The 21355-nt window shown below is 72.5% G+C and carries 21 protein-coding genes; 8 read left to right on the forward strand and 13 right to left on the reverse strand.

Annotation, left to right across the window (positions count from 1 at the left end; all coding sequences use genetic code 11):
• Positions 1-6 precede the first annotated feature (6 nt).
• On the reverse strand, positions 7-366 hold the full coding sequence (locus ACFV9J_RS07395; protein WP_385351135.1) for a hypothetical protein: 360 nt from the start codon (positions 364-366) through the stop codon (positions 7-9).
• Between the two features lie 4 nt (positions 367-370).
• Complete coding sequence (locus ACFV9J_RS07400; protein ID WP_385351138.1) at positions 371-1129, reverse strand: LytR/AlgR family response regulator transcription factor; 759 nt, start codon at positions 1127-1129, stop codon at positions 371-373.
• A gap of 77 nt (positions 1130-1206) precedes the next feature.
• On the opposite strand from ACFV9J_RS07400, the gene ACFV9J_RS07405 reads away from it, so the two are divergent.
• The 3 genes from ACFV9J_RS07405 to rocD all read left to right on the forward strand — a co-directional run bounded on the left by ACFV9J_RS07405 (position 1207) and on the right by rocD (position 3913).
• Complete coding sequence (locus tag ACFV9J_RS07405; RefSeq protein WP_385351141.1) at positions 1207-1710, forward strand: Lrp/AsnC family transcriptional regulator; 504 nt, start codon at positions 1207-1209, stop codon at positions 1708-1710.
• 125 nt (positions 1711-1835) lie between these two features.
• Entirely contained in the window at positions 1836-2693 is an 858-nt protein-coding gene (ddaH, locus tag ACFV9J_RS07410) for a dimethylargininase (protein ID WP_385351144.1), read from the forward strand.
• The gene (rocD, locus tag ACFV9J_RS07415) at positions 2690-3913 is read left to right on the forward strand and encodes an ornithine--oxo-acid transaminase (RefSeq protein ID WP_385351147.1); all 1224 of its coding nucleotides are present in this window, start codon (positions 2690-2692) and stop codon (positions 3911-3913) included. The genes ddaH and rocD overlap by 4 nt, the downstream gene beginning before the upstream one ends.
• A 17-nt stretch (positions 3914-3930) precedes the next feature.
• On the opposite strand, the gene ACFV9J_RS07420 is transcribed toward rocD, so the two are convergent.
• Entirely contained in the window at positions 3931-4389 is a 459-nt protein-coding gene (locus tag ACFV9J_RS07420; protein WP_385351150.1) for an RpiB/LacA/LacB family sugar-phosphate isomerase, read from the reverse strand.
• A gap of 141 nt (positions 4390-4530) precedes the next feature.
• On the opposite strand from ACFV9J_RS07420, the gene proP reads away from it, so the two are divergent.
• Positions 4531-6045 (forward strand): glycine betaine/L-proline transporter ProP, encoded by a 1515-nt coding sequence (proP, locus tag ACFV9J_RS07425; protein ID WP_385351153.1) that lies wholly within the window; start codon positions 4531-4533, stop codon positions 6043-6045.
• 89 nt (positions 6046-6134) lie between these two features.
• Here proP and ACFV9J_RS07430 read toward each other — a convergent pair whose 3' ends face one another.
• Both ACFV9J_RS07430 and ACFV9J_RS07435 read right to left on the reverse strand, forming a co-directional pair.
• Complete coding sequence (locus ACFV9J_RS07430; RefSeq protein WP_385351156.1) at positions 6135-9335, reverse strand: M28 family peptidase; 3201 nt, start codon at positions 9333-9335, stop codon at positions 6135-6137.
• A gap of 268 nt (positions 9336-9603) precedes the next feature.
• Positions 9604-11100, reverse strand: coding sequence for a helix-turn-helix domain-containing protein (locus tag ACFV9J_RS07435; RefSeq protein WP_385351159.1), 1497 nt, complete (start codon positions 11098-11100; stop codon positions 9604-9606).
• 216 nt (positions 11101-11316) lie between these two features.
• Here ACFV9J_RS07435 and ACFV9J_RS07440 point away from each other — a divergent pair, with 216 nt between their 5' ends.
• Positions 11317-12039, forward strand: coding sequence for a lysophospholipid acyltransferase family protein (locus ACFV9J_RS07440; RefSeq protein ID WP_385351162.1), 723 nt, complete (start codon positions 11317-11319; stop codon positions 12037-12039).
• Positions 12040-12109: 70 nt separating this feature from the next.
• Complete coding sequence (locus ACFV9J_RS07445) at positions 12110-13135, forward strand: NAD-dependent epimerase/dehydratase family protein (RefSeq protein WP_385351165.1); 1026 nt, start codon at positions 12110-12112, stop codon at positions 13133-13135.
• A 67-nt stretch (positions 13136-13202) separates the two neighbouring features.
• On the opposite strand, the gene ACFV9J_RS07450 is transcribed toward ACFV9J_RS07445, so the two are convergent.
• The 8 genes from ACFV9J_RS07450 to ACFV9J_RS07485 all read right to left on the reverse strand — a co-directional run bounded on the left by ACFV9J_RS07450 (position 13203) and on the right by ACFV9J_RS07485 (position 20106).
• Positions 13203-14816, reverse strand: a complete 1614-nt coding sequence (locus ACFV9J_RS07450; RefSeq protein ID WP_385351168.1) for an alpha/beta hydrolase — start codon at positions 14814-14816, stop codon at positions 13203-13205.
• A 153-nt stretch (positions 14817-14969) separates the two neighbouring features.
• Positions 14970-15734, reverse strand: coding sequence for an urease accessory protein UreD (locus ACFV9J_RS07455; RefSeq protein WP_385351347.1), 765 nt, complete (start codon positions 15732-15734; stop codon positions 14970-14972).
• Positions 15731-16408 (reverse strand): urease accessory protein UreG, encoded by a 678-nt coding sequence (ureG, locus tag ACFV9J_RS07460; RefSeq protein ID WP_385351171.1) that lies wholly within the window; start codon positions 16406-16408, stop codon positions 15731-15733. Before ureG ends, ACFV9J_RS07455 begins: the two co-directional genes overlap by 4 nt.
• 165 nt (positions 16409-16573) lie before the next feature.
• The gene (locus ACFV9J_RS07465) at positions 16574-17248 is read right to left on the reverse strand and encodes an urease accessory protein UreF (RefSeq protein ID WP_385351172.1); all 675 of its coding nucleotides are present in this window, start codon (positions 17246-17248) and stop codon (positions 16574-16576) included.
• Between the two features lie 8 nt (positions 17249-17256).
• The gene (locus ACFV9J_RS07470) at positions 17257-18978 is read right to left on the reverse strand and encodes an urease subunit alpha (protein ID WP_385351175.1); all 1722 of its coding nucleotides are present in this window, start codon (positions 18976-18978) and stop codon (positions 17257-17259) included.
• Positions 18971-19282, reverse strand: coding sequence for an urease subunit beta (locus tag ACFV9J_RS07475; protein WP_385351178.1), 312 nt, complete (start codon positions 19280-19282; stop codon positions 18971-18973). Before ACFV9J_RS07475 ends, ACFV9J_RS07470 begins: the two co-directional genes overlap by 8 nt.
• A gap of 13 nt (positions 19283-19295) precedes the next feature.
• A complete protein-coding gene (locus tag ACFV9J_RS07480; protein WP_385351181.1) occupies positions 19296-19598 on the reverse strand; it encodes an urease subunit gamma in 303 nt (100 codons plus the stop codon).
• Positions 19599-19821: 223 nt separating this feature from the next.
• A complete protein-coding gene (locus ACFV9J_RS07485) occupies positions 19822-20106 on the reverse strand; it encodes a type II toxin-antitoxin system Phd/YefM family antitoxin (RefSeq protein WP_385351183.1) in 285 nt (94 codons plus the stop codon).
• A 111-nt stretch (positions 20107-20217) separates the two neighbouring features.
• On the opposite strand from ACFV9J_RS07485, the gene ACFV9J_RS07490 reads away from it, so the two are divergent.
• Together ACFV9J_RS07490 and ACFV9J_RS07495 are read left to right on the forward strand one after the other, a co-directional pair.
• Positions 20218-20853, forward strand: coding sequence for an ATP-dependent Clp protease proteolytic subunit (locus ACFV9J_RS07490; protein ID WP_385351186.1), 636 nt, complete (start codon positions 20218-20220; stop codon positions 20851-20853).
• Positions 20854-20860: 7 nt separating this feature from the next.
• Positions 20861-21169: a hypothetical protein gene (locus ACFV9J_RS07495; protein WP_385351189.1), complete on the forward strand. Its 309-nt coding sequence runs from the start codon at positions 20861-20863 to the stop codon at positions 21167-21169.
• The last annotated feature ends 186 nt before the right edge of the window (positions 21170-21355 follow it).

Consider the following 21355-nt stretch of genomic DNA (forward strand, 5'->3'; position numbering starts at 1 on the left):
GCATGGTCACCGGTCCTCGACGAGCCGCACGAAGTCGCGTTCGTTGCGCTCGGCGCGGCGCACGTACCAGCGGGCGAGGAGGACCAGGGGGGCGTACAGGCCGAAGCCGAGGACGGCCCACTCCAGGCCGCGGGCGTCGGGCAGCGCCGCGAAGAGCAGGGGCAGCGGTCCGATGAGGAGGCCGAGGACCGCGAGGGCGGTGAGCCCGGCGCGCAGCTGGCTGCGCATGAGGGAGCGGACGTAGGTGTGACCGAGGGTGGTCTGCTCGTCGATCTCGGTGCGCGGGCGGTAGTAGCCGGAGGCCCGGCGTGCGCGCCTGGGCGGGCCGGTGACGGTGACGCGCCGTTCGGCGGGGTCCTGGGGCATGCGGTCACGGCCTCCGCATGAGCAGGTCCCGCAGCTCCCGGGCGTGGCGACGGCTGACCTGGAGTTCCTCGGTGCCGACCAGGACGCTGACGGTGCCGGCGTCCAGGCGGAGTTCGCCGATGTGGCGCAGCGCGACGAGGTGGCGGCGGTGGATGCGGACGAAGCCGCGCGCCCGCCAGCGTTCCTCCAGGGTGGCCAGGGGGATGCGGACCAGGTGGCTGCCCTTGTCGGTGTGCAGGCGGGCGTAGTCGCCCTGGGCCTCGACGTGGGTGATGTCGTCCACGGGGACGAAGCGGGCGACGCCGCCGAGTTCCACGGTGATGTGGTCGGGGTCGGGTCCGTGCACGGGTATCCGCGGCGAGGGCAGTGCCGCGCCACGTTGCTCGGCGGCGCGGCGCACCGCCTCGGCCAGCCGCTCCCGGCGCACGGGTTTGAGGACGTAGTCGACGGCGTCCAGGTCGAAGGCCTGGACGGCGAAGTCCTCGTGCGCGGTGACGAACACGACCAGCGGCGGCCGGGCGAACCCGGTGAGCAGCCGGGCGAGGTCCAGTCCGTCGAGACCGGGCATCTGGATGTCGAGGAAGACGACGTCGATGGCGTCGGGACCGCCGGGGCCCGACTCCAGGGCCCGGTTGATGCGGCGCAGCGCCTCGGTCGCGTCGCTCGCGCCCTCGGCGGTGCCGATGCGGGGGTCGGCGTTCAGCAGGTACACGAGTTCCTCGAGCGTGGGGCGTTCGTCGTCGACAGCCAGGGCGCGCAGCATGAAGGTGGAGTGTAGGGGCGATCCGGGCGCCTGCACACGCCTGCGACGTGCCGGTATCCCCTGGATACAGTGCCCGCATGAACAGCAGGCCCGCTTCGTTCGACGAACTCGACCGGAAGATCGTCACCGCCCTGATGGAAAACGCCAGGACGTCCTTCGCCGAGATCGGCGCGGAGATCGGACTGTCCTCGACGGCGGTCAAGCGCCGGGTGGACCGGCTCCGCGAGACCGATGTGATCACCGGGTTCACGGCGACGGTGCGGCCCTCCGCGCTCGGGTGGCGTACGGAGGCGTACGTGGAGGTGTACTGCGAGGGGGCGGCGCCGCCGCGGCGGCTCGCGGAGGTCGTGCGAGGCTACCCGGAGATCACCGCGGCGATGACGGTGACCGGCGGCGCGGACGCGCTGCTGCACGTGCGGGCGCGCGACGTGGAGCACTTCGAGGAGGTGCTGGAGCGGATTCGTGCGGAGCCGTTCATCCGGAAGACGATCAGCGTGATGGTGCTGTCCCACCTGATCCCGGACAGTCCCGAGGCAGGGGCGGCCCTGCTCGCCCCCAAGGACGCAGCGGACGTGCGCTGACCACGGGAACAACGCAGCGATCCTGCGGGGACACGCAGCTTTCGTCGCTTGTCGGGCGTGGTCGGCACTTCTTACCGTGGTGTCAACACCCCGTCACACACCGTGAAAAGCGGAGGTACCCCTCTGTGACCGAGCCCCGTGTGCCGCGCCGGCGGCGCTTCGTGGTCTGCGAACCCAGACACTTCGCCGTGCAGTACGCGATCAACCCGTGGATGAGCACCGGCCGGCCCGTCGACGTCATCCGCGCCCTCGACCAGTGGCAGGCGCTGGTCGGCACCTACCGTGCCCACGGCCACACCGTGGACACCGTCGAGCCGGTCCCCGGACTGCCCGACATGGTCTTCGCCGCGAACTGCGCGGTCGTGGTCGAGGGCCGGGTCTTCGGCTCCCGCTTCCACGCGCCCGAGCGGCGTCCGGAGTCCGTGCCCTTCGAGGCGTGGTTCAAGACGGAGGGCTTCGAGGTCCACCACCCCGAGTCGGTCTGCGAGGGCGAGGGCGACCTGGTCCCGGCCGGCCGCTGGATCCTGGCCGGCACGGGATTCCGCACCACCCGTGCGGCCCACCGCGAGGTGCAGGAGTTCTTCGGCGTGCCGGTGATCTCGCTGACCCTGGTGGACCCGTACTTCTACCACCTGGACACGGCCCTGTTCGTGCTCGACGACGGGAGCGGCGGGGAGGGCCGAAGCGGGGGGAGCGGCGGGAACATCGCCTACTACCCGGGCGCCTTCTCGCCCGGCAGCCGCGAGGTGCTGGAGCGGCTCTACCCGGACGCGGTGCTCGCCACCCGCGAGGACGCGATGGCGTTCGGGCTCAACTCCGTGTCCGACGGACGGCACGTGTTCATCGCGCCCGGGGCCCGGGGGCTGGCCGACCGGCTCGCCGGTCGCGGCTACGTGCCGGTCCCCGTCGACCTGTCCGAGTTCCACAAGGCCGGTGGCGGCATCAAGTGCTGCACCCAGGAGATCCGGGAGACCCGCTCATGACCGCACCCGCCCGCACCGCCCGCGGCTCCGAGGAACTGATCCGCGCGGAGGAGCCCGTCCTCGCGCACAACTACCACCCGCTGCCCGTCGTGGTGGCCCGCGCCGAGGGCGCCTGGGTCGAGGACGTCGAGGGCCGTCGCTACCTGGACATGCTGGCCGGCTACTCGGCGCTCAACTTCGGCCACCGCCACCCGGCGCTGATCGAGGCCGCCCACCGGCAGCTGGACCGGCTCACGCTCACCTCGCGCGCCTTCCACAACGACCGGCTCGCGGGCTTCGCCGAGCGGCTGGCCGCACTGACCGGCACGGACATGGTGCTGCCCATGAACACCGGCGCGGAGGCGGTGGAGAGCGGCATCAAGGTGGCCCGCAAGTGGGCCTACGACGTCAAGGGCGTCCCGGCCGACCGGGCGACGATCGTGGTCGCGGCGGACAACTTCCACGGCCGTACGACGACGATCGTGAGCTTCTCCACCGACGAGAGTGCCCGCTCCGGCTTCGGCCCCTTCACGCCCGGCTTCCGGATCGTGCCGTACAACGACCTCGCGGCGCTGGAGGCGGCGGTCGACGAGACGACGGCGGCCGTGCTGATCGAGCCGATCCAGGGCGAGGCGGGCGTGCTGATCCCCGACGACGGCTACCTGGCCGGGGTGCGGGAGCTGACCCGGCGCAAGGGCTGTCTGTTCGTCGCGGACGAGATCCAGTCCGGTCTGGGCCGCACCGGGCACACCCTGGCCGTCGAGCACGAGTCGGTCGTGCCGGACGTGGTGCTGCTCGGCAAGGCGCTGGGCGGCGGCATCGTCCCGGTGTCGGCGGTGGTCGGCCGGCGTGACGTGCTGGGTGTGCTGCACCCGGGCGAGCACGGTTCGACGTTCGGCGGCAATCCGCTGGCCGCCGCGGTGGGCACGGCGGTGGTGGAGCTGCTGGAGACCGGCGAGTTCCAGCGCCGGGCGGCCGAGCTGGGCACGGTGCTGCGCGAGGGGCTCGCCGCCCTGGTCGGCGGCGGTGTCGTCGGCTTCCGGGCGCGGGGGCTGTGGGCGGGCGTCGACGTGGACCCGGCGCTGGGCACCGGACGCGAGATCAGTGAGCGGCTGATGCGCGAGGGCGTCCTGGTCAAGGACACCCACGGCTCCACGATCCGCCTGGCCCCGCCGCTGACCGTCACGGCCGAGGAGCTGACCGGCGCCCTGGGGACGCTGGAGAAGGTCCTGACCTCCTGACCCGCCCCCCCAGGGGTTCACCGAGCGGCTCGGCGGTCCTCGTCGAGCCGCTCCACGTGGGCGACGTTGTCCCGGTCCTCGGCGTCCTCGCTCGGGCCGCCCGCGAACCAGGCGTCGAGGATCTCGCGCAGCACCGGCGCGGACGTCAGCCGCAGGCCGATGGCGAGCACGTTGGCGTCGTTCCAGCGGCGGGCCCCGTCGGCGGTGTACGCGTCGGCGCACAGGGCCGCGCGGACGCCCGGCACCTTGTTGGCGGCGATGGACGCGCCGGTGCCGGTCCAGCAGCACACCACGGCCTGGTCGGCCCGTCCCTCGGCGACCTCGTGCGCCGCCTGCTCGGAGCAGACGGCCCACTGCGCGTCCGCCCCGGGGTCCAGCGCGCCGTACGCGCGGACCTCGTGGCCGCGTGCGCGCAGTTCCTCGACGAGGAGCCGGGCCACGGGTTCGTCCATGTCGGAGGAGACGGTGATACGCATGGGCGAAGCGTACTCACCGGCCGCTCACCTCATCGGCCCAGCCACATGACCGAAGTCACGACCATACCCAGCATGATCGGGGGAACGGGTACGACCTGAGAGACGTACGACCGAGCAGCGCTCCGTCAGGAGTGTCTGCGCGTGGAAAGGGAGGCCGCCACGTCCCCCACCGAGAACGGACCGGAGACCGACGCCGCGGCGGTGCGCCGCCACCCCGCCCTCTTCCGGGCGGTCAAGCGCCGGCAGAACCCCCGGCTGCGCAGGTCGGACATCACCGTCACGGACGAGGCCGCGGTCAAGCGTGCCGTCAAGGCGGCCTCTCTCGGCAATGCCATGGAGTGGTTCGACTTCGGCATCTACGCCTATCTGGCGGGCACGATCGGCCGGGTGTTCTTCCCGTCCGGGAGCGACACCGCACAGTTGCTCTCCTCGTTCGCCACGTTCGCCGTGGCTTTCCTGGTGCGGCCGATCGGCGGCATGGTCTTCGGCCCGATGGGCGACAAGATCGGCCGCAAGAAGGTGCTGGCGCTGACGATGATCCTCATGGCGATCGGCACGGGCGCCATCGGGTTCATCCCCAGCTACGACTCCATCGGCTTCTGGTCGCCGGTGCTGCTGATCCTTTTCCGCCTGCTCCAGGGCTTCTCCACCGGCGGCGAGTACGGCGGTGCGTCCACCTTCATCGCCGAGTACGCGCCGGACAAGCGGCGTGGGTTCTTCGGCAGCTTCCTGGAGCTGGGGACGCTGGCCGGGTACACCGCCGCCGCCAGCCTGGTCACCGCCCTGACCGCGATTCTGGGCAGCGACGGCATGGACTCCTGGGGCTGGCGCGTCCCGTTCCTCGCCGCGCTTCCGCTCGGCATGATCGGTATCTACCTGCGGCTGCGGCTCGACGACACACCCGCGTACCTGAAGCTGGAGGACTCCAACGTCCACATCTCCGAGGCGGCGACCGCGGTGGAGACCACCGCGCGGGGCGACCTCGCCAAGATCTTCCGCACCCACTGGCGGTCGCTGGTGCTGTGCATCGCGCTGGTGGGCGCGTACAACGTCACCGACTACATGCTGTTGTCGTACATGCCGACGTATCTGTCGGACGAGCTGGACTACAGCGAGAGCCACGGCCTGATGATCCTGGTGGCGACGATGGTGCTGCTGATGCTGATCATCAACCAGGTCGGCCGGCTGTCCGACCACTTCGGGCGCAAGCCCGTCCTGATGACCGGCATGATCGGGTTCTTCGTACTGTCCGCACCGGCCTTCGTGCTGGTGCAGGAGGGCAGTCTGCTCGCGGTCTCGGGCGGCATGCTGATGCTCGGCCTGTCGCTGGTCTGTCTGCTGGGCACGATGTCGGCGGCGCTCCCGGCGATGTTCCCGACCAACGTGCGGTACGGGTCCCTGTCGGTCGGCTACAACCTGTCGGCGTCGCTGTTCGGCGGGACCACGCCGCTGGTGATCACCGCGCTGATCAGTGTGACCGGCTCCGACATGATGCCCGCCTACTACTCGATGGCGGCGGCCCTGATCGGTGTGGTGGCCGTGGCCTGCATGAAGGAGACGGCCCAGAAGCCGCTGGCGGGCTCCCCTCCGTCGGTGCAGACCGAGCAGGAGGCGGCGGAGATGGTGGAGGCGCAGGCCCCGACGCCGAAGTTCTGACGCCGCGGTCGCGGGCACACGCCGGGGGCGGTGGGGTTCGGTGCGAACCCCACCGCCCGTCGGCGTGTCAGGCGTTTCTCAGCGGCGTGTCACAGGCGCCCCCACAGGGCGGGGACGTTCGGCGGCTCCCAGCCGGGGTAGGCGGTGTGGCCCTGGATGCACCGGTAGCTGACGCCGTTGTAGCTCACCACGTCGCCGGCCGCGTAGGTGGCTCCCAGCTGCCAGGTGGTCTCACCGCCGTCGTCGCCGGACACGGTGAGGGTGTACGTGGTGGTGTGGGTGACGGTGCCCGCACCCGTGAGGGTCAGGGTGTAGGTGCCGCCGACCGTGCCCGCGGCGACCTGGACCGTGGCGGTCGAGGACTGTCCGGAGGTGACCGAGTCCGGGCTGAAGCCGACGCTCACACCGGTCGGCGCGCCGGACGCCGACAGCCGCACGTTCTGCGCGTCGCCGCTGGTCGTGGCGGTGTTCACGGTGAAGGACGCGGAGCTGCCCGGGTCGACGGTGCCCGAGGACGGGTTCGCGGAGATCGAGAAGTCGTCCTGCGGGTTCGGTGCGTCTCCGACTGCGGTCTTCCAGATCGTGTACGCGATGCCGTCGGCGCTGCGGTTCAGCGCGGTGGCGTTGATGTTGGAGGTGGTGTCGCAGGCGGAGTGGTAGCACGGGTCGTAGGACCGGCCCGCGGTGCCGCCCCACTTGGCGGCCTCCGAGGACGACTTGATCGCGGAGGCGCCGGTGGCGTAGCCCGAGGTGGGGATGCCGACCTGCTGGAAGGAGTAGTCGTCGGAGCGGCCCTGGCCCTCCACGTTCTCCTGCGGGGCGAGGCCGAGGGAGGTCCAGTACTCCCGCATCGGGGCGGAGGCCGAGGAGGACAGGTTGTTGATGAAGTAGCCGCCGTTGACGGAGGCGACCATGTCGAAGTTGTAGTACGCCTTGATCCGGGAGCGGTCGGTCGTGGAGAGGTTCCGGGCGTAGAAGTCGGAGCCGTTCAGGCCCTGCTCCTCGTCGGTCCACCAGGCGAAGCGGACGCGGTTCTCCATGGTCGGGTTCTGCTCGGCCAGGGTCAGCGCCGTCTCCAGGAGCGCGGCGGAACCGGAACCGTTGTCGTTGATGCCGGGGCCGGCCGAGACGCCGTCGAGGTGGGCGCCGAACATGTAGACGCTGTTCGCGTCACCCTTCGGCCACTCGGCGATCAGGTTGTTGCCCGCGCCGGCGGAGCAGCCGGAGGTGCAGGTCTGCTCGGTGACGGTGTAGCCGGCCGCCTGGAGCTTGCCCTTCACGTACGCGAGTGAGGCGTCGTACCCGGAGCCGGTGGAGCGGCGGTTGCCGCCGTTCTGCGCGGCGATCGAGCCGAACTGCGCCAGGTGGGCCTGGACCTGGGCGACGTCGACGTCGGGCGGCGTGCCGGGGTTGTTGCCGCCGCCGACGGTGAGGGTGTACTGGGCGGTGTGGCTCTTGCTGCCCGCCGTGCCCTTGACCGTGAGCGAGTACGTCCCGGCGGCGGTGCCGGACGTGGTGGAGACCCGCATGGTCGAGCTGTTGCCGGAGGTGACCGTCGACGGGCTGAAGGAGACGCTGACGCCGGGCGGGGTGCCGGTGGCGGTCAGCGACACCTGCTGGGCGCTGCCGGTGACGGTGGTGGTGTTGACCGTGGCGTTGACCGCGGAACCGGCCTCGACGTTGCCGCTCGCCGGGCTGAGGGCCAGCGAGAAGTCGGTCTGCTGCCCGGTGCAGGTCGGGTCGCCGGGCTGGGCCGGGATGTCGATCGCGTTCCAGGCCGCCTTGGTGGCGTCGAACAGGTCGCAGGAGGCGTCCAGTTCCTTCGCCGCGGTGAGGGTGGCGGAGCGGTACCGCTTGTAGGTCATGCCGCTGGTCTTGAGCAGCATGCCGCCGTAGAAGATCTTGCCGGCGTTCTGGATGCCGATGCCGGTCACCTGGCTGCCGTCGCAGGTGGGGCTGGAGGGCTTGCCGCCACCGGGGTTGGAGCCCTCGGCGAGGAGGTAGAACCAGTGGTTCATCGGTCCGGCCGCCGCGTGCTCCTCGGTGCGCGGGATGGCGGAGGAGTAGCAGTTGGGGTCGTTGTTGACCAGCTGCGGGTTGTACATGTTGCGGATCGGGCCGCGGCCCTGGAGGTTGATCTCCTCGCCGACGGTGTAGTCGGGGGTGTCGTACCCGGAGGGCTGGTTGGCGTAGGCCTCGGTGAGGGCGCCCATGATGTCGCCGGTGGCCTCGCCCAGGCCGCTCTCGTGGTTGGCGCCGCCGGGGGTGAAGCTGTCCAGGCCGTGGCCGTACTCGTGGCCCACCACGTCCATGCCGGCGATCCACTTGCCGGCGCTGTTGTGGCCGATGGTGACCCGGGAGCCGTCCCAGTAGGCGTTGAGCTGGTTGAGCCCGACGGAGGTGGGCCAGCTGCCGCCGTTGCCGTTGTGGCCGTTGCGGCCGAGCCAGTCGCGGAGCATGTCCGACTCTTTCTGCGCCGCGTACATGACGTCGACGCAGCCGGTCTCACGGCTGGAGGCGTTGCCGGTGCCCCAGTCGTCGTCCGGTCCGGTGAACAGGCCGCCGTTGTAGTTCGAGCACTGCAGGCCGGGGCGGGTGGTGTCGCGCAGGGCGTACTGGCTGCCGGAGCGGGAGGTGTCGATGGTCAGCGGGTCGGGGCCGTTCCACTCGCTGTGGCCGGTGCCGGCCTTCACGTCGTCGTAGCTGTCGACGACCTTGCCGGTGCGGGCGTCCACGAACACGTGCAGCTTGCTGGGCACGTGGTCCTTGGTGGTGCCGACGAGCACGGTCTCCCAGGCGAGGGTCTGGACGTCGTCCTTGACGCGGACCACCAGGCGCTTGGAGTCGACCTTGTCGACGTTCGCGAGCCGCTTGCGGCTGGTCTTCACCGCCTGCTCGGCCTTGATCCCGGCCTCGGTGGGCACGGCTATCGCGCCCTCGGCGGCGGACTGGACAGCGCGCACCCTGCCCTTGCCGTCGGCGAGGACGACGGCGTCGCCGCCGACCACCGGCAGACCATTGTAGGTGCGCTCGTAGGCGACGGAGAACAGGTTCTTGTCCCAGGGGGTGACCTGGTGGCGGTCGTACTGCTCGTCGGGGCCGCCGGCGACGAGGGCGTCCAGGCCGCTGCGTACGGCCTGGTCGGCGGCGGCTACGGCCCTCTCGACGGGACTGGGTTCCGCCGCGGAGGGCGCGGACCGCTCCGAGGCCGAGGCGAGGGAGGTCGGTACCACCACCCCTGCGAGTGTCATGGCCAGGACTGTCCCGGCCACCGCGGTCTGTCTGAGCATCGTGGCTCCTTGTGAGAGTGGGGGCTCCTTGCGGGCCGGCCCGGGACGTGACATGCCGAACGCGCACCCTGGGGTGCGGGGACGCGTCCATCGGGTGTCATTTGCATGTCATGTCGCGGGCTGGGCGGAACCCTCACACCCCGCCGCACCGGAATCAACGACTCCGCGAGCTTGGTCCAGACCTGTCAAAATCCGGCAAGTACGCGTGCGCGTCGCGGAGGTGCCGCGCGCCGCGCTGCCCCGTGCGCAACCGGAGCCCTCCGCCGCCTCACTCCCCCGCGTCCAGCAGCCGCTCCCGGTAGGCCCTGACCTCGGGCAGGTCGGCCCACTGCCCGGTGAGCCGGCTGTGCAGGCCGCGCAGTTCGGCGGTGACCATCGACTCGCGCGAGCGCACCGCCTCCGGCAGGACCTCCGAGGCGAGGGCGACGGCGGCTCCGGGATCGCCCGCACACGCCCAGCTGTCCGCCAGCCGCAGGGTGAGCAGCAGCCGGGCACCGCGCATCTGGGGCGGCACCTGCGCGCGCGAGCGTGCGGTGGCGTCGACCGCGCGTCGGGCCGCCGCCCGGTCCCCGGTCGCGACGGCCAGGTCGCGCAGGGCGCCGCCGATCGCCGAGTCCACCCGCATCGCGCCCTCGGCCCCGGCCATCCAGGGTGCTTCCAGGTGGTCCTGCGGACCGAGGCGGGCGAAGCCCCGCCGGGCCAGCAGGATGTGCCGACGGCACGCCGCCGGGTCGCCCGCCAGGGCGTGGCCGCGCGCCTGGTAGAGGTCCGAGAGGGTGGCCATCCACCGGCGCCGCGCGTCCACCGCGCCGATGCCCTGCGCGTACCCGAGCATCAGGGACGGGTCCCCGTCGAGCCGGACCAGGGTGCACATGTCGCTGAGCAGGGTCGCGCGGGCCGAGGCGTCCTGGACGGCGTCCGCCCAACGCAGTCCGTGGCCGAACCAGGCCATGGCCACGCCGATCTGCCCGCGCTCCATCCGCAGCCGGCCGGCCACCTGGGCGTACTGCGCGCCGAGCCGCAACTGCCCGTACGGCAGCCGCCCGGCGGAGTTGACCTCGTCCGCCCAGCGGGCCAGGGCCCGCAGCAGCCCCTCGACGGCCGTCACGCGGCCCTCGTGCCGGAACGCCTCCCGGATCAGGCAGGCCAGCACCGCGGTGAGGCCGTGCAGCAACTCCGCCTCGGCGACCGCCGCTCCGGTGCCGGTGCCCCAGGACGGGGCCGGGCCGCCCGCCGGACCCGGCCCGTCGAGCAGCGCAGGTAACTCACCCGGATCGGGCACCGCGCACCCCGCGGTGCCGTGCAGCGGGCAGGCCAGCCCCTCGGCGGGCAGCCGCTCGGGCCACATCCGGGGGTCCGGCGCGCCCTGCCCCGCGGGGGCGTCCGCGCCGGGCAGCGGCGTGAACAGCGCCGGGTCGGCCGGAAGGCGGCCCGGTCCGGGCGGCACCTCGCGCGGCGCGGCGACGGTCGCGGCCAGCTCGCCGCCCGTCTCCAGCACCGCGTCGAGTCTTCGCACCAGCCCCACGGGCGGTTCGCGCAGACCCGCCTCGAGTCTGCTCACGACGGAGTGGTGATAGCCCACGCGCAGGCCGAGTTGCAGCTGGGTGAGTCCGGCCGCCCTGCGCAGGGAGCGCAACTGCCGCCCGAACTCGGCCCACGGGGCCCCGCCCGCCTCCGCCGGTCCGGCCGCTCCTGCCGCCTCCGCCGGTCCGGCCGCTCCTGCCGTCCGCGCAGGTCCGGCCGCCCGCGCCGATCCACCGGTCATCCGCCCTCCCCCCGGTCGCGCCCCCGCCGCGGGCCGTGCGCCGCCCGGGCTTCGCGCCTCCACTACCGGACAGCACAGAGGAGGGGCGGTGCCGCGTCAATCGAGTTGACCGAAGAGCGGCCGAACCGGTCCCGGCCGGTTTCGGCGAGGTCGGGCTACGATCGATCAACGGCCGCGGACGACCGGCCGGGAGCCCGGAGAACTGGGAGACACACCGTGTTCTACTACGTGCTCAAGTACGTACTGCTGGGCCCGCTGCTGAGGGTCGTCTTCCGCCCACGGATCGAGGGGCTCGACCAGGTGCCGGGGTCGGGGGCGGCCATCGTCGCGGGCAACCACCTCTCCTTCTCGGACCACTTCCTCATGCCCGCGGTGCTCAAGCGCCGCATCACCTTCCTGGCCAAGGCGGAGTACTTCACCGGCCCGGGCCTCAAGGGCAGGCTGACCGCGTTCTTCTTCCGCAGCGCGGGTCAGATCCCGGTGGACCGCTCGGGCAAGGAGGCGGGGCAGGCCGCGATCCGCGAGGGGCTCGGCGTGCTGGGCCGGGGCGAGTTGCTCGGCATCTATCCGGAGGGCACCCGCTCGCACGACGGCCGGCTGTACAAGGGCAAGGTCGGCGTGGCGGTGATGGCGCTCAGGGCCGGGGTGCCGGTCGTGCCCTGCGCGATGATCGGCACCTTCGAGGCGCAGCCGCCGGGCCGGAAGATCCCGAAGGTGCACCCGGTGGTCATCCGGTTCGGCGAGCCCCTCGACTTCTCCCGCTACGCGGGCATGGAGGGCGAGAAGGCCGTACTGCGCGCCGTCACCGACGAGATCGTCTACGCCATCCTCTCCCTCTCCGGCCAGGAGTACGTCGACCGGTACGCGGCGGACGTGAAGGCCGAGGAGGCCGAGCGGGCGGCACAGGGCCGCAGGTTCCCCCGGCTGCCGCACCGCTAGCCGGGACGGCCCCGTCTGCCGTCGGCAGAAGGGCGTGCCCGAGGGGCGGCCTGGCGCCTACCGTCGCCGTATGACACGTGCGGTGGTACTCGGGGCGACGGGACAGATCGGGCGGGCGGCGGTCGACGCGCTGGCGCGGGACGGCTGGGAGGTGACGGCCGTCTCGCGGGGCGGCGACCGGGACCCGCGGTGGCCGAAGGAGGTACGGACGGTCCGGGCCGACCGCGGGGACGACGCGGCGCTGTCGGCGGCGGTGGGCGAGGGCTGCGACGTCCTGGTGGACATGGTGGCCTACGGGGAGCGGGAGGCACGGCAGTTGGTCTCGCTGGCCGGGCGGGTCGGCTCGGCGGTGGTGATCTCCAGCGTCTCGGTCTACGAGGACGACAGCGGCCGCGGCTTCGACACACAGGCCGAGCCCGACGGCTTCCCCGCCTACCCGGTGCCGATCACCGAGGCGCAGCGCACCGTCTCCCCGGGGGACGGCTCGTACAGCACGGGCAAGGCGGCGCTGGAGCGGGAACTCCTCGCGGCGGGCGACCGGTTGCCGGTGACACTGCTGCGGGCGGGCGCGATCCACGGCCCGTACTGCCGGACTCCGCGCGAGCTGTACTTCGTCAAGCGCAACCTCGACGGCAGGCGCCGGCGCGTGCTCGCGTACGGCGGTGCGAGCCGCTTCCACCCGGCGAGCGTGCGCAACATCGCCGAGCTGATCCGGCTGGCCGCGCCGCGACCGGGCACGCGCGTCCTGAACGCGGTGGATCCGGACGCCCCGACGGTGGCGGAGATCGCGGCGGCGATCGACGCGGTGATGGGCGTCCGGACGCGGGACGTGCTGTTGGACGGCCCGCCGGTGGACGGCGTCGGGGACACCCCGTGGACCGTGCCCGCGCCGGTGGTGTGCGACATGAGCGCGGCCCGGGAGCAACTGGGCTATCGCCCGGTGGTGCGGTACGCCGACGCCCTGCCGGAGACGGTGGCCTTCATCGAGGAGCGGCTGGCCGGCCGGGACTGGCGAGAGGCGTACCCGAAGATGTTCGAGGCCTACGGCGACCTCTTCGACTACACGGCGGAGGACGCCTGGGCAAAGGGGCGGTAGCAATAGGAGGAGGGAGGGGCGACCGGTCGGACCGGTCGCCCCCCTCCCCGCTCGCCCCGGGCCCGGGTTACGGCTTGGGCGTGGCGTGCGGTGCGCAGGTCACGTCGCGGGCGCCCGTCCTGCCGGTGAGCAGGTAGGTGTCGACCCGGTCGTTGACGCACGGGTTGACCAGGCCGGTGACGCCGTGGGAGCCGGCGTCCCGCTCGGTGATCAGGCGGGAGCCCCTGAACCGCTGGTGCAGTTCGACGGCGCCCTCGTACGGGGTGGCGGCGTCACGCTCGGACTGGACGATCAGCACCGGCGGAAGTCCCCGGCCGGTCTTGACGTTCACCGGCGTGTGCTGCTTGACCGGCCAGGTGGCGCAGGGCAGGTTCATCCAGGCGTTGGCCCAGGTCATGAACGGGTGGTCGCGGTGGAGCCGGATGTTGTCCCGGTCCCACTTGCGCCAGTTCGCGGGCCACTTGGCGTCGGCGCACTCGACGGCCGTGTAGACGGCGTTGCCGTTCTCCGCGGAGGCGTTGCCCGCGGTGTCGGACAGGTCGGGTGCGGCGGCGTCGACGAGCGCCTGGGTGTCGCCGGCGACGTACTTGCTGAAGATCTCCGCGATCGGCGCCCAGGCGGAGTCGTAGTACGGGGCGCTCTGGAAGAAGGAGATCAGCTCGGCCGGTCCGACGACGCCGCCCAGCGGCTCCTTCGCGGCCCTGGCGCGCAGCTTCAGCCACTGCTCCTGGACCTCGGCGCGGGTGTCGCCCAGGTGGTAGGCGTCGTCGTTCGCGGCGACCCAGTCCTGCCAGTCCTTCCAGCGGCCCTCGAAGGCGACGTCCTGGTCCAGGTTGGCCTGGTACCAGATCTTGTCGCGGGACGGGTTGACGACGCTGTCGACGACCATGCGGCGGACGTGGTCCGGGAAGAGGGTGCCGTAGACGGCGCCCAGGTAGGTGCCGTAGGAGACGCCGAGGTAGTTGAGCTTCCGCTCGCCGAGGGCGGCGCGGATGACGTCGAGGTCGCGCGCGGTGTTCGGCGTGGTCATGTGCGGGAGCATCTCGCCGCTGCGCTCGAAGCAGCCCTCGGCGTACTCGCGGGCGAGCCCCCGTTGAGCGCGCTTGTCGGCCTCGGAGCCGGGCACGGGATCGGCCTTGGGCGCCTTGACGAACTCCTGCGGGTCGACGCAGGAGATGGGCGCGGAGTGGCCGACACCGCGCGGGTCGAAGCCGACGAAGTCGTAGGCCTTGGCCGTGTTGGCCCAGACCGCGCTCTTGCTCGTGACGCGGGCCGGGAACCGCAGGCCGGAGCCGCCGGGGCCGCCGGGGTTGTAGATGAGCGCGCCCTGGCGCTCGCTCCTGGTGCCGGTGTTGCCGATGCGGTCGACGGCGAGCTTGATCTGCTTGCCGTACGGCTTGGCGTAGTCCATCGGCACCGTGACGTAGCCGCACTGGATGGGCTTGGGCAGGTTCCAGTCGGCGGCGCAGTCCTCCCAGTCGATGCCCGCCCGGGCGGCGCGGGCGGCGGCGATGGCGGCACCGCGCGCCTCCCGGTCCCAGCCCCGTCCGTGCCCGTGGCCGTCGGCCGGGGTGGCGCTCGCGGCGGGTGCCGTGACGGCGCCGGCGATCAGCGTGGCGGTGACCAGCGCTCCGGCCGTGCCGAAGGCGGTCGCCCTCCGCCGTATGCTGCTCTTCCTCAAGTGGCCCTCCCCGTACGTGTTCGCGACAAGTACGGGGATCCTCGCCGCTGTGGGTTTCCTGAGAACAGGGCCAGTACTACTTCTTTGCCAATCCGATAAACGGAGAAGGGCGTTCGTTCGGCGGGGCCCGTCGGCCGGCCCGTCGACGGGGACTCAGTCCAGCGAGGCCAGCGCCCCGTCCAGCAGCCGTCGCAGCCGGAGCGCGTCCGGCGCCACTGCGGTCACCAGCGCTGCGGGCCCCGCGAGCGGCATGACGGCCGCGCCCTCCTCGAACACGCGCGCCGCCGGCGGCTCGGTGGCGAAGCCGGGCCGGACGACGACCAGCTGGCCGACCGCACGGTGTCCCGCCAGTCCGGCCGGTCCGTCCCAGCCGCCCGGCGCACCGGGCCCGCACAGCACCTCCTGGTCGAGGACGCACCGCCCGTCGATCCGCAGGGTGAGACGGCTGGTCAGGCGCCCCGGCTCCTCCCCGGCCCGCCCGAGCACCTGCTCCTCGCGCAGCAGCAGCCGCGCCCGGGCGGCGAGGTCGACGGACGTGGTGACGGTGAGATCGCTGCCGCCCGCGGAGATCAACTGCTCCGGAAGCCAGCACAGTTCCGCGTCGTCGTCGACGGTGAGCCGGACGTCGTAGCGGGCCCCGGTCTTGTCCTGCCCCGGCAGGGCGAGGGTGGCGGCGGCCGAGCCGACCCGCAGCCGGGCACCGTTCGCGGCGTGGACCCCGACCTCGAAGTGGTCACCGCCGAGCGGCCCGCTCATCGCGCCGACCAGCATCACCCGGGCCTCGGCCCCGCTCCCCCGGGTCCGCCGCACGGCGAGGGGCCCCTCGCCCTCCAGGACGGGCAGCACCGTGCCCCCGCGCCCGTCACCGCGGGCGAGGACGCGGGCGCTCGCCCGGACACCGCCGGCGACGGTGGTCACGCGGTCCACGCGGCGATCCGCTCCCGCACCCAGTCGGCGACCTCCCGCACCCCGTCCTCGCCGCGCAGCGACTGCAGGACGACGGGCAGTTCACCGCGCACCGCCTTGGCGTCGGCGGCCATGCGCGCGAGGTCGGAGCCCACGTACGGCGCGAGGTCGGTCTTGTTGACGATGAGCAGGTCGGCGGTGGCGACTCCGGGGCCGCCCTTGCGCGGGATGTCGTCGCCGCCCGCCACGTCGATCACGAAGACCTGCGCGTCGACGAGTCCCCTGGAGAAGGTGGCGGTGAGATTGTCCCCACCGGACTCCACCAGGACCAGATCGAGCGGACCGACCTCGTCCTCCAGGTCCTCGACGGCCTCCAGGTTGGCGGAGATGTCGTCCCGGATCGCGGTGTGCGGGCAGGCGCCGGTCTCCACGGCGGTGATCCGCTCGGGCGGCAGCACCGCCTCGCGGAGCAGGAACTCGGCGTCCTCCCGGGTGTAGATGTCGTTGGTCACCACGGCGAGGGACAACTCCGCCCGCAGCGCCCGGCACAACGCGGCGACGGTGGCGGTCTTCCCGGACCCGACGGGCCCGCCGAGCCCGATCCGCAGCGCCCGCCGCGTCCCGTCGGGCCGCCGCGCGTCGGCGGAGACGGCGGCGGCGGATTCGTGGTGATGGTCGAGATGCATGAACGGCTCCTGTCAAAGTTGGGATCGGCCATCTCGGCCCGTCCGGCGTTTGAGGACGAGGCCGTTCAGGCCGAAAGAGGGTCCAGGGGGCACAGCCCCCTGGCGGGGTCGAAGGGGCGGAGCCCCTGGGTTCGGGACGGGAAGGGGCGGCGGGGGCGAACCCGCCTACGAGGCGAACAACCGCACCGGCCAGGCGGCATGCGCCTCGGCCCCGATCTCCAGCAGCGGCGCGGACCGCGCGGGCAGCACACCGACCCCGTCGGTCACGACGCGCTCCGCCACCTCCACGGCGTCCACGGCGACCCGGTCGAGCTCACCCGCGAGCCGCGCCAGCACCCCCGTCGCGTCGAACGGATCGAGACCGAGCAGCCGCACGACGGCCGTCGCGGGTCCGCTCACCCCCTCGTAGAGGGAGCAGTACGCCGCGTCGAGCGCCCCGAGCCCGGCCGCACGCGCGGCGAGCCCCAGCACGACGGGCTGATGCGCTCCCTTGGGGACCAGCGAGGCCAGGGCATCGAGTTCAGGACTCGGCCAGGTCGCGCGGGCGGCCCGCATCAGCTGCCGCCCCAGTCGGCGCGCCGCCACCCGCAGGGCGGGCGACGGGGTGCGGGCGTCCGCGGCCCGGTCGAGTTCCCCGGGGTCGGCCCCGAGCGCGGCGGCCGCCGCGACGCACGCCGCGACGACCCCGCTCGTGTGCAGGCGCCCCCGGCAGAACGCCTCCAGGCTCGCGGCGTCCGTGATACGTCCCGCCCGGACGGCGGCCTCCGCCCCGCCGGAGTGGGCGTGCCCCCCGGCGGGGAAGCGGCCGTCCGCGAGGACGAGCAGTGCTGCGCGGCTCATCTGCGCGCTCAGAAGAGGAAGTACCGCTGGGTCAGCGGCAGTTCGGCGACGGGAGCGGGTTCGACGAGTTCGCCGTCGATGGTCACCGCGAAGGAGTCCGCGGCGACCTCCACGCGGGGCAGCGCGTCGTTCTGCCGCATGTCGGCCTTGGTCCGGCCGCGGGTGGACCGGATGGGCACGAACGCCCGCCCGAGCCCGAGCCGTTGCGCCAGACCGTCCTCGACGGCCTGCTCGGAGACGAAGTTGACCGAGTTGGTGGCGGGAGCGGTTCCCAGCGCCCCGTACATCGGGCGCGGCAGCACCGGCTGCGGCGTGGGAATGGAGGCGTTGGCGTCACCCACCTGCGCGTACGCGATCTGGCCGCCCTTGATGACGAGCTGCGGCCTCACCCCGAAGAAGCGGGGGTCCCAGAGCACCAGGTCGGCGAGCTTGCCGGTCTCGACGGAGCCGACCTCGTGCTCGATGCCCTGGGCGACGGCGGGGTTGATGGTGTATTTGGCGACATAGCGACGGGCCCGCAGGTTGTCCGCGCGGGTGTCGCCGGGCAGGAGGCCGCGTCTGCGCTTCATCACGTGCGCGGTCTGCCAGGTCCGCAGGATCACCTCGCCGATGCGGCCCATGGCCTGGGCGTCCGACGACATGATGGAGATCGCGCCCATGTCGTGCAGGATGTCCTCGGCCGCGATGGTGCTGGGCCGGATCCGGGACTCGGCGAAGGCGAGGTCCTCGGGGACGGCCGGGTTGAGGTGGTGGCAGACCATCAGCATGTCGAGGTGTTCCTCGACGGTGTTGACAGTGTGCGGCCGGGTCGGGTTGGTGGACGCCGGCAGCATGTTGGGCAGCGATACCGCCGTGATCATGTCAGGTGCGTGGCCGCCGCCGGCGCCCTCGACGTGGAAGGCGTGCAGGGTGCGGCCCGCGACCGCGTCGAAGGTGTCGCCGACGAAACCGGCCTCGTTCAGGGTGTCGGAGTGCACGGCGAGCTGGACGCCCGACTCCTCGCACACGTCCAGGCACGCGGAGATGACGGCGGGGGTCGCGCCCCAGTCCTCGTGGATCTTGAAGCCGAGGACGCCGGCCCGCAGTTGGTCGCGCATGGACTCCTTCGACATGGTGCTGCCCTTGCCGAGGAAGCCGATGTTGACGGGGCTCGACTCCAGGGCGGCGAACATCCACGCGAGGTGCCAGGCGCCGGGGGTGACGGTGGTCGCCTTGCTGCCCTCGGCCGGGCCGGTGCCGCCGCCGATGAGGGTGGTGACGCCGGACGCCAGGGCCTCGTCGACGGCGCCCGGCGCGATGAAGTGGACGTGGGTGTCGATGCCGCCGGCGGTGACGATCTTGCCGTTGCCCGCGACGATCTCCGTCTCGGGGCCGATGACGAGGTCGGGGTGGACGCCGTCCATGGTGTCCGGGTTCCCGGCCTTGCCGATGCCGGTGATCCGTCCGTCGCGGATGCCGATGTCGGCCTTGACGATCCCCCAGTGATCGATGATCAGGGCTCCGGTGATCACGGTGTCGGGAGCGCCCTGGGCGCGGGTGGTGCGCGCCTGCCCCATGGACTCGCGCAGCACCTTGCCGCCGCCGAAGACGGCTTCGTCGCCGGAGCGGCCGGGACCGCCGGACCGGTCCTCCTCGATCTCGACGAAGAGGTCGGTGTCGGCGAGGCGGACGCGGTCGCCGGTGGTCGGGCCGAACAGGTCGGCGTAGGCGGTGCGGGACAGTTCAGGCATCGAGGGCACCTCCGGTCGCGCCGCGCAGTCCGACGACGACACGGGCGCCCGCGAGGGGGATCAGCCGCACGTCGACGGGGATGCCGGGCTCGAACCGGACGGCGGTGCCGGCGGCGATGTCCAGCCGCCTGCCGTGCGCCGCGGCGCGGTCGAACTCGAGACCGGGGTTGGCCTCGGCGAAGTGGTAGTGGGAGCCGACCTGGACGGGCCGGTCGGCGGTGTTGAGCACGGTCAGGCGGACGACTTCGCGGCCTTCGTTGAAGGCGACCGGCTCGTCGGCGAAGAGGATCTCTCCGGGGATCACGACTGGCTCCCCGTCAGATGATCGGTTCGTGGACGGTGACCAGCTTGGTGCCGTCCGGGAAGGTGGCTTCGACCTGCACGTCGTGGACCATCTCGGGGATGCCCTCCATGACCTCGTCGCGCTGGATCAGCTTGCGTCCGGAGGCCATGAGTTCGCCGACGCCGCGCCCGTCCCGGGCGCCTTCGAGGATGTGCGCGGTGATCAGCGCGACGACCTCGGGATGATTGAGCTTGACACCTCGTGCGCGGCGCTTCTCCGCCACGTCCGCGGCCACATGGATGAGCAGTCTCTCCTGCTCGTGCGGGGTCAGTTGCATTTACCACCTCACAGGACATCACGCCAGGACCGGCCGGTCCGGCTGCCGCGGCCACCGCGACGGCTCTAGATGTAACACACATGAACCGGCCGGAAATCACCTACCGGTCCGTGAAAACCGCAGGTGGATCGGGGTGCAGACTAGGGCTACAGTGTTACGGCCACGTCACCCGGTTTTGACCGATTGATTACCGATGCAGTCGGCGGCTTCCGGCATGCCCGCGCTAGGACGGGTTCGGCCCCCGGTGTTCCGCGGCGATGCCGAAGCGGTGATGCTCGCGGGGTGCCGAGGCGGCGGGCGCGTCGTGGACCCCGGCGACCGAGGTGATCACCTGGGGGTCCGGGGATTCACGGACCTCCTCCAGGCGCTGGAGGTCGGCGGCGGAGACGAGGGCGACGAGAGGCTTGCCGTGCCGCGTCACGACGACGCGCTCGCCGCCGTACACCACCCGGTTGATCAGGTCGGCCAGCTCGGCCCTGGCTTGCGTCACCGGAATCTCGTAGGCCATGACCCCAGCTTACGGTTCCGTCCGAATCCACTCCCGGCAAGCGTACGTCCTGTACATTTTTTACGGAGACAGCGCAGCCGAAGTCGGTTCTGCCACGAGGAGGGGTTCGTCATGACCCGGCCGTCCGCCCGCCATGTCCTGCCGGAGTTCACCGAGCGCACGAGTGCGGGGACCCGGACCTCGGACCCGTACTCCAAGCTGCTCCAGGAGCGGATCGTCCTCCTCGGGACGGCGGTCGACGAGACCTCCGCGAACGACGTGGCGGCCCAGCTCATGTACCTGGAGCACCAGGCACCGGACCGGGACATCGAGCTCTGCGTCAACTCGCCCGGCGGCTCCTTCACCGCCATGACCGCGATCCACGACACGATGCGCTACGTCGCCTGCGACGTGGCCACCACCTGCCTCGGGCAGGCCGGTTCGTCCGCCGCCGTGCTGCTGGCGGCGGGCACCCCCGGCAAGCGCGCCGCCCTGCCGGGCGCCCGGGTGGTGCTCCACCAGCCGGCGCTCACCGAACCGGTGCGGGGGCAGGCGAGCGACCTGGCCGTCCACGCGGCGGAACTGGTCCGTATCCGCGCCCGCCTGGAGGAGATCCTCGTACGGCACACCGGCCGCACTTCCGGGCAGGTGGCCGAGGACATCGAGCGGGAGACGGTCCTGGACGCCCGGCAGGCACTGGAGTACGGGCTGGTGGACCGGATCGTGCCGGGCCGCAGGACCCCGCCAGCCTCGTCCGGCGCGAGGTGATCCGCCCGTGCTGCCACCCGAGTTGCCCCCGCTGCCCGCGCTGACCCGCGCCGAGGCCGAGGTCGTCGACCGCTATCTGGACGTCGTCGACCTGCTCGGACGCATCAACCCCGGGCGGGACGGCGACACCTACCGCGGGCTGCGGGCCGCCCAGGCACTGGTCGGCAAGGCGGCGGCCCTGCGTGACGCGCTGACGCTGATGCACCACCGGGGCGAGACGGAGGTGCACGCCGCCACCCTGGCCCGGGCGCTGCGCGTGCTCGACGGTGAGCGGCGGACGGCGCGGGTCGGACTCCCGCCCACTGCCGGGAGTTGAGAAACCTCGCGCCGAAACGGACCAAACGGCGTACCCCCTTTCGGCGTAGGAACACCCCCGATTCGCGACCGGTCGAAGTTGCGGCAGCCGTCCGCTCCGCCGGCGCGAGACGCCACTGCGCCGCTGGTCCCGGGGTCGTCGCCGCCTGCGACGGCGCTTCGAACAGGAGGGCGTCGACCCGAACGG

It is taken from the genome of Streptomyces sp. NPDC059906 (genome assembly GCF_042730645.1).
Lineage (GTDB): Bacteria > Actinomycetota > Actinomycetes > Streptomycetales > Streptomycetaceae > Streptomyces > Streptomyces rubrogriseus.

Excerpts from the sequence above, each read along its gene's own strand:
- ureG (WP_385351171.1), bottom strand. The coding sequence starts at position 16,408 with ATGCATCTCGACCATCACCACGAATCCGCCGCCGCCGTCTCCGCCGAC.
- ACFV9J_RS07405 (WP_385351141.1), top strand. The coding sequence starts at position 1,207 with ATGAACAGCAGGCCCGCTTCGTTCGACGAACTCGACCGGAAGATCGTC.
- ACFV9J_RS07395 (WP_385351135.1), bottom strand. The coding sequence starts at position 366 with ATGCCCCAGGACCCCGCCGAACGGCGCGTCACCGTCACCGGCCCGCCC.
- ACFV9J_RS07485 (WP_385351183.1), bottom strand. The coding sequence starts at position 20,106 with ATGGCCTACGAGATTCCGGTGACGCAAGCCAGGGCCGAGCTGGCCGAC.
- ACFV9J_RS07480 (WP_385351181.1), bottom strand. The coding sequence starts at position 19,598 with ATGCAACTGACCCCGCACGAGCAGGAGAGACTGCTCATCCATGTGGCC.
- ACFV9J_RS07445 (WP_385351165.1), top strand. The coding sequence starts at position 12,110 with ATGACACGTGCGGTGGTACTCGGGGCGACGGGACAGATCGGGCGGGCG.
- ACFV9J_RS07430 (WP_385351156.1), bottom strand. The coding sequence starts at position 9,335 with ATGCTCAGACAGACCGCGGTGGCCGGGACAGTCCTGGCCATGACACTC.
- ACFV9J_RS07465 (WP_385351172.1), bottom strand. The coding sequence starts at position 17,248 with ATGAGCCGCGCAGCACTGCTCGTCCTCGCGGACGGCCGCTTCCCCGCC.
- rocD (WP_385351147.1), top strand. The coding sequence starts at position 2,690 with ATGACCGCACCCGCCCGCACCGCCCGCGGCTCCGAGGAACTGATCCGC.
- ACFV9J_RS07470 (WP_385351175.1), bottom strand. The coding sequence starts at position 18,978 with ATGCCTGAACTGTCCCGCACCGCCTACGCCGACCTGTTCGGCCCGACC.
- ACFV9J_RS07435 (WP_385351159.1), bottom strand. The coding sequence starts at position 11,100 with ATGACCGGTGGATCGGCGCGGGCGGCCGGACCTGCGCGGACGGCAGGA.
- ACFV9J_RS07420 (WP_385351150.1), bottom strand. The coding sequence starts at position 4,389 with ATGCGTATCACCGTCTCCTCCGACATGGACGAACCCGTGGCCCGGCTC.
- ACFV9J_RS07400 (WP_385351138.1), bottom strand. The coding sequence starts at position 1,129 with ATGCTGCGCGCCCTGGCTGTCGACGACGAACGCCCCACGCTCGAGGAA.
- ACFV9J_RS07490 (WP_385351186.1), top strand. The coding sequence starts at position 20,218 with ATGACCCGGCCGTCCGCCCGCCATGTCCTGCCGGAGTTCACCGAGCGC.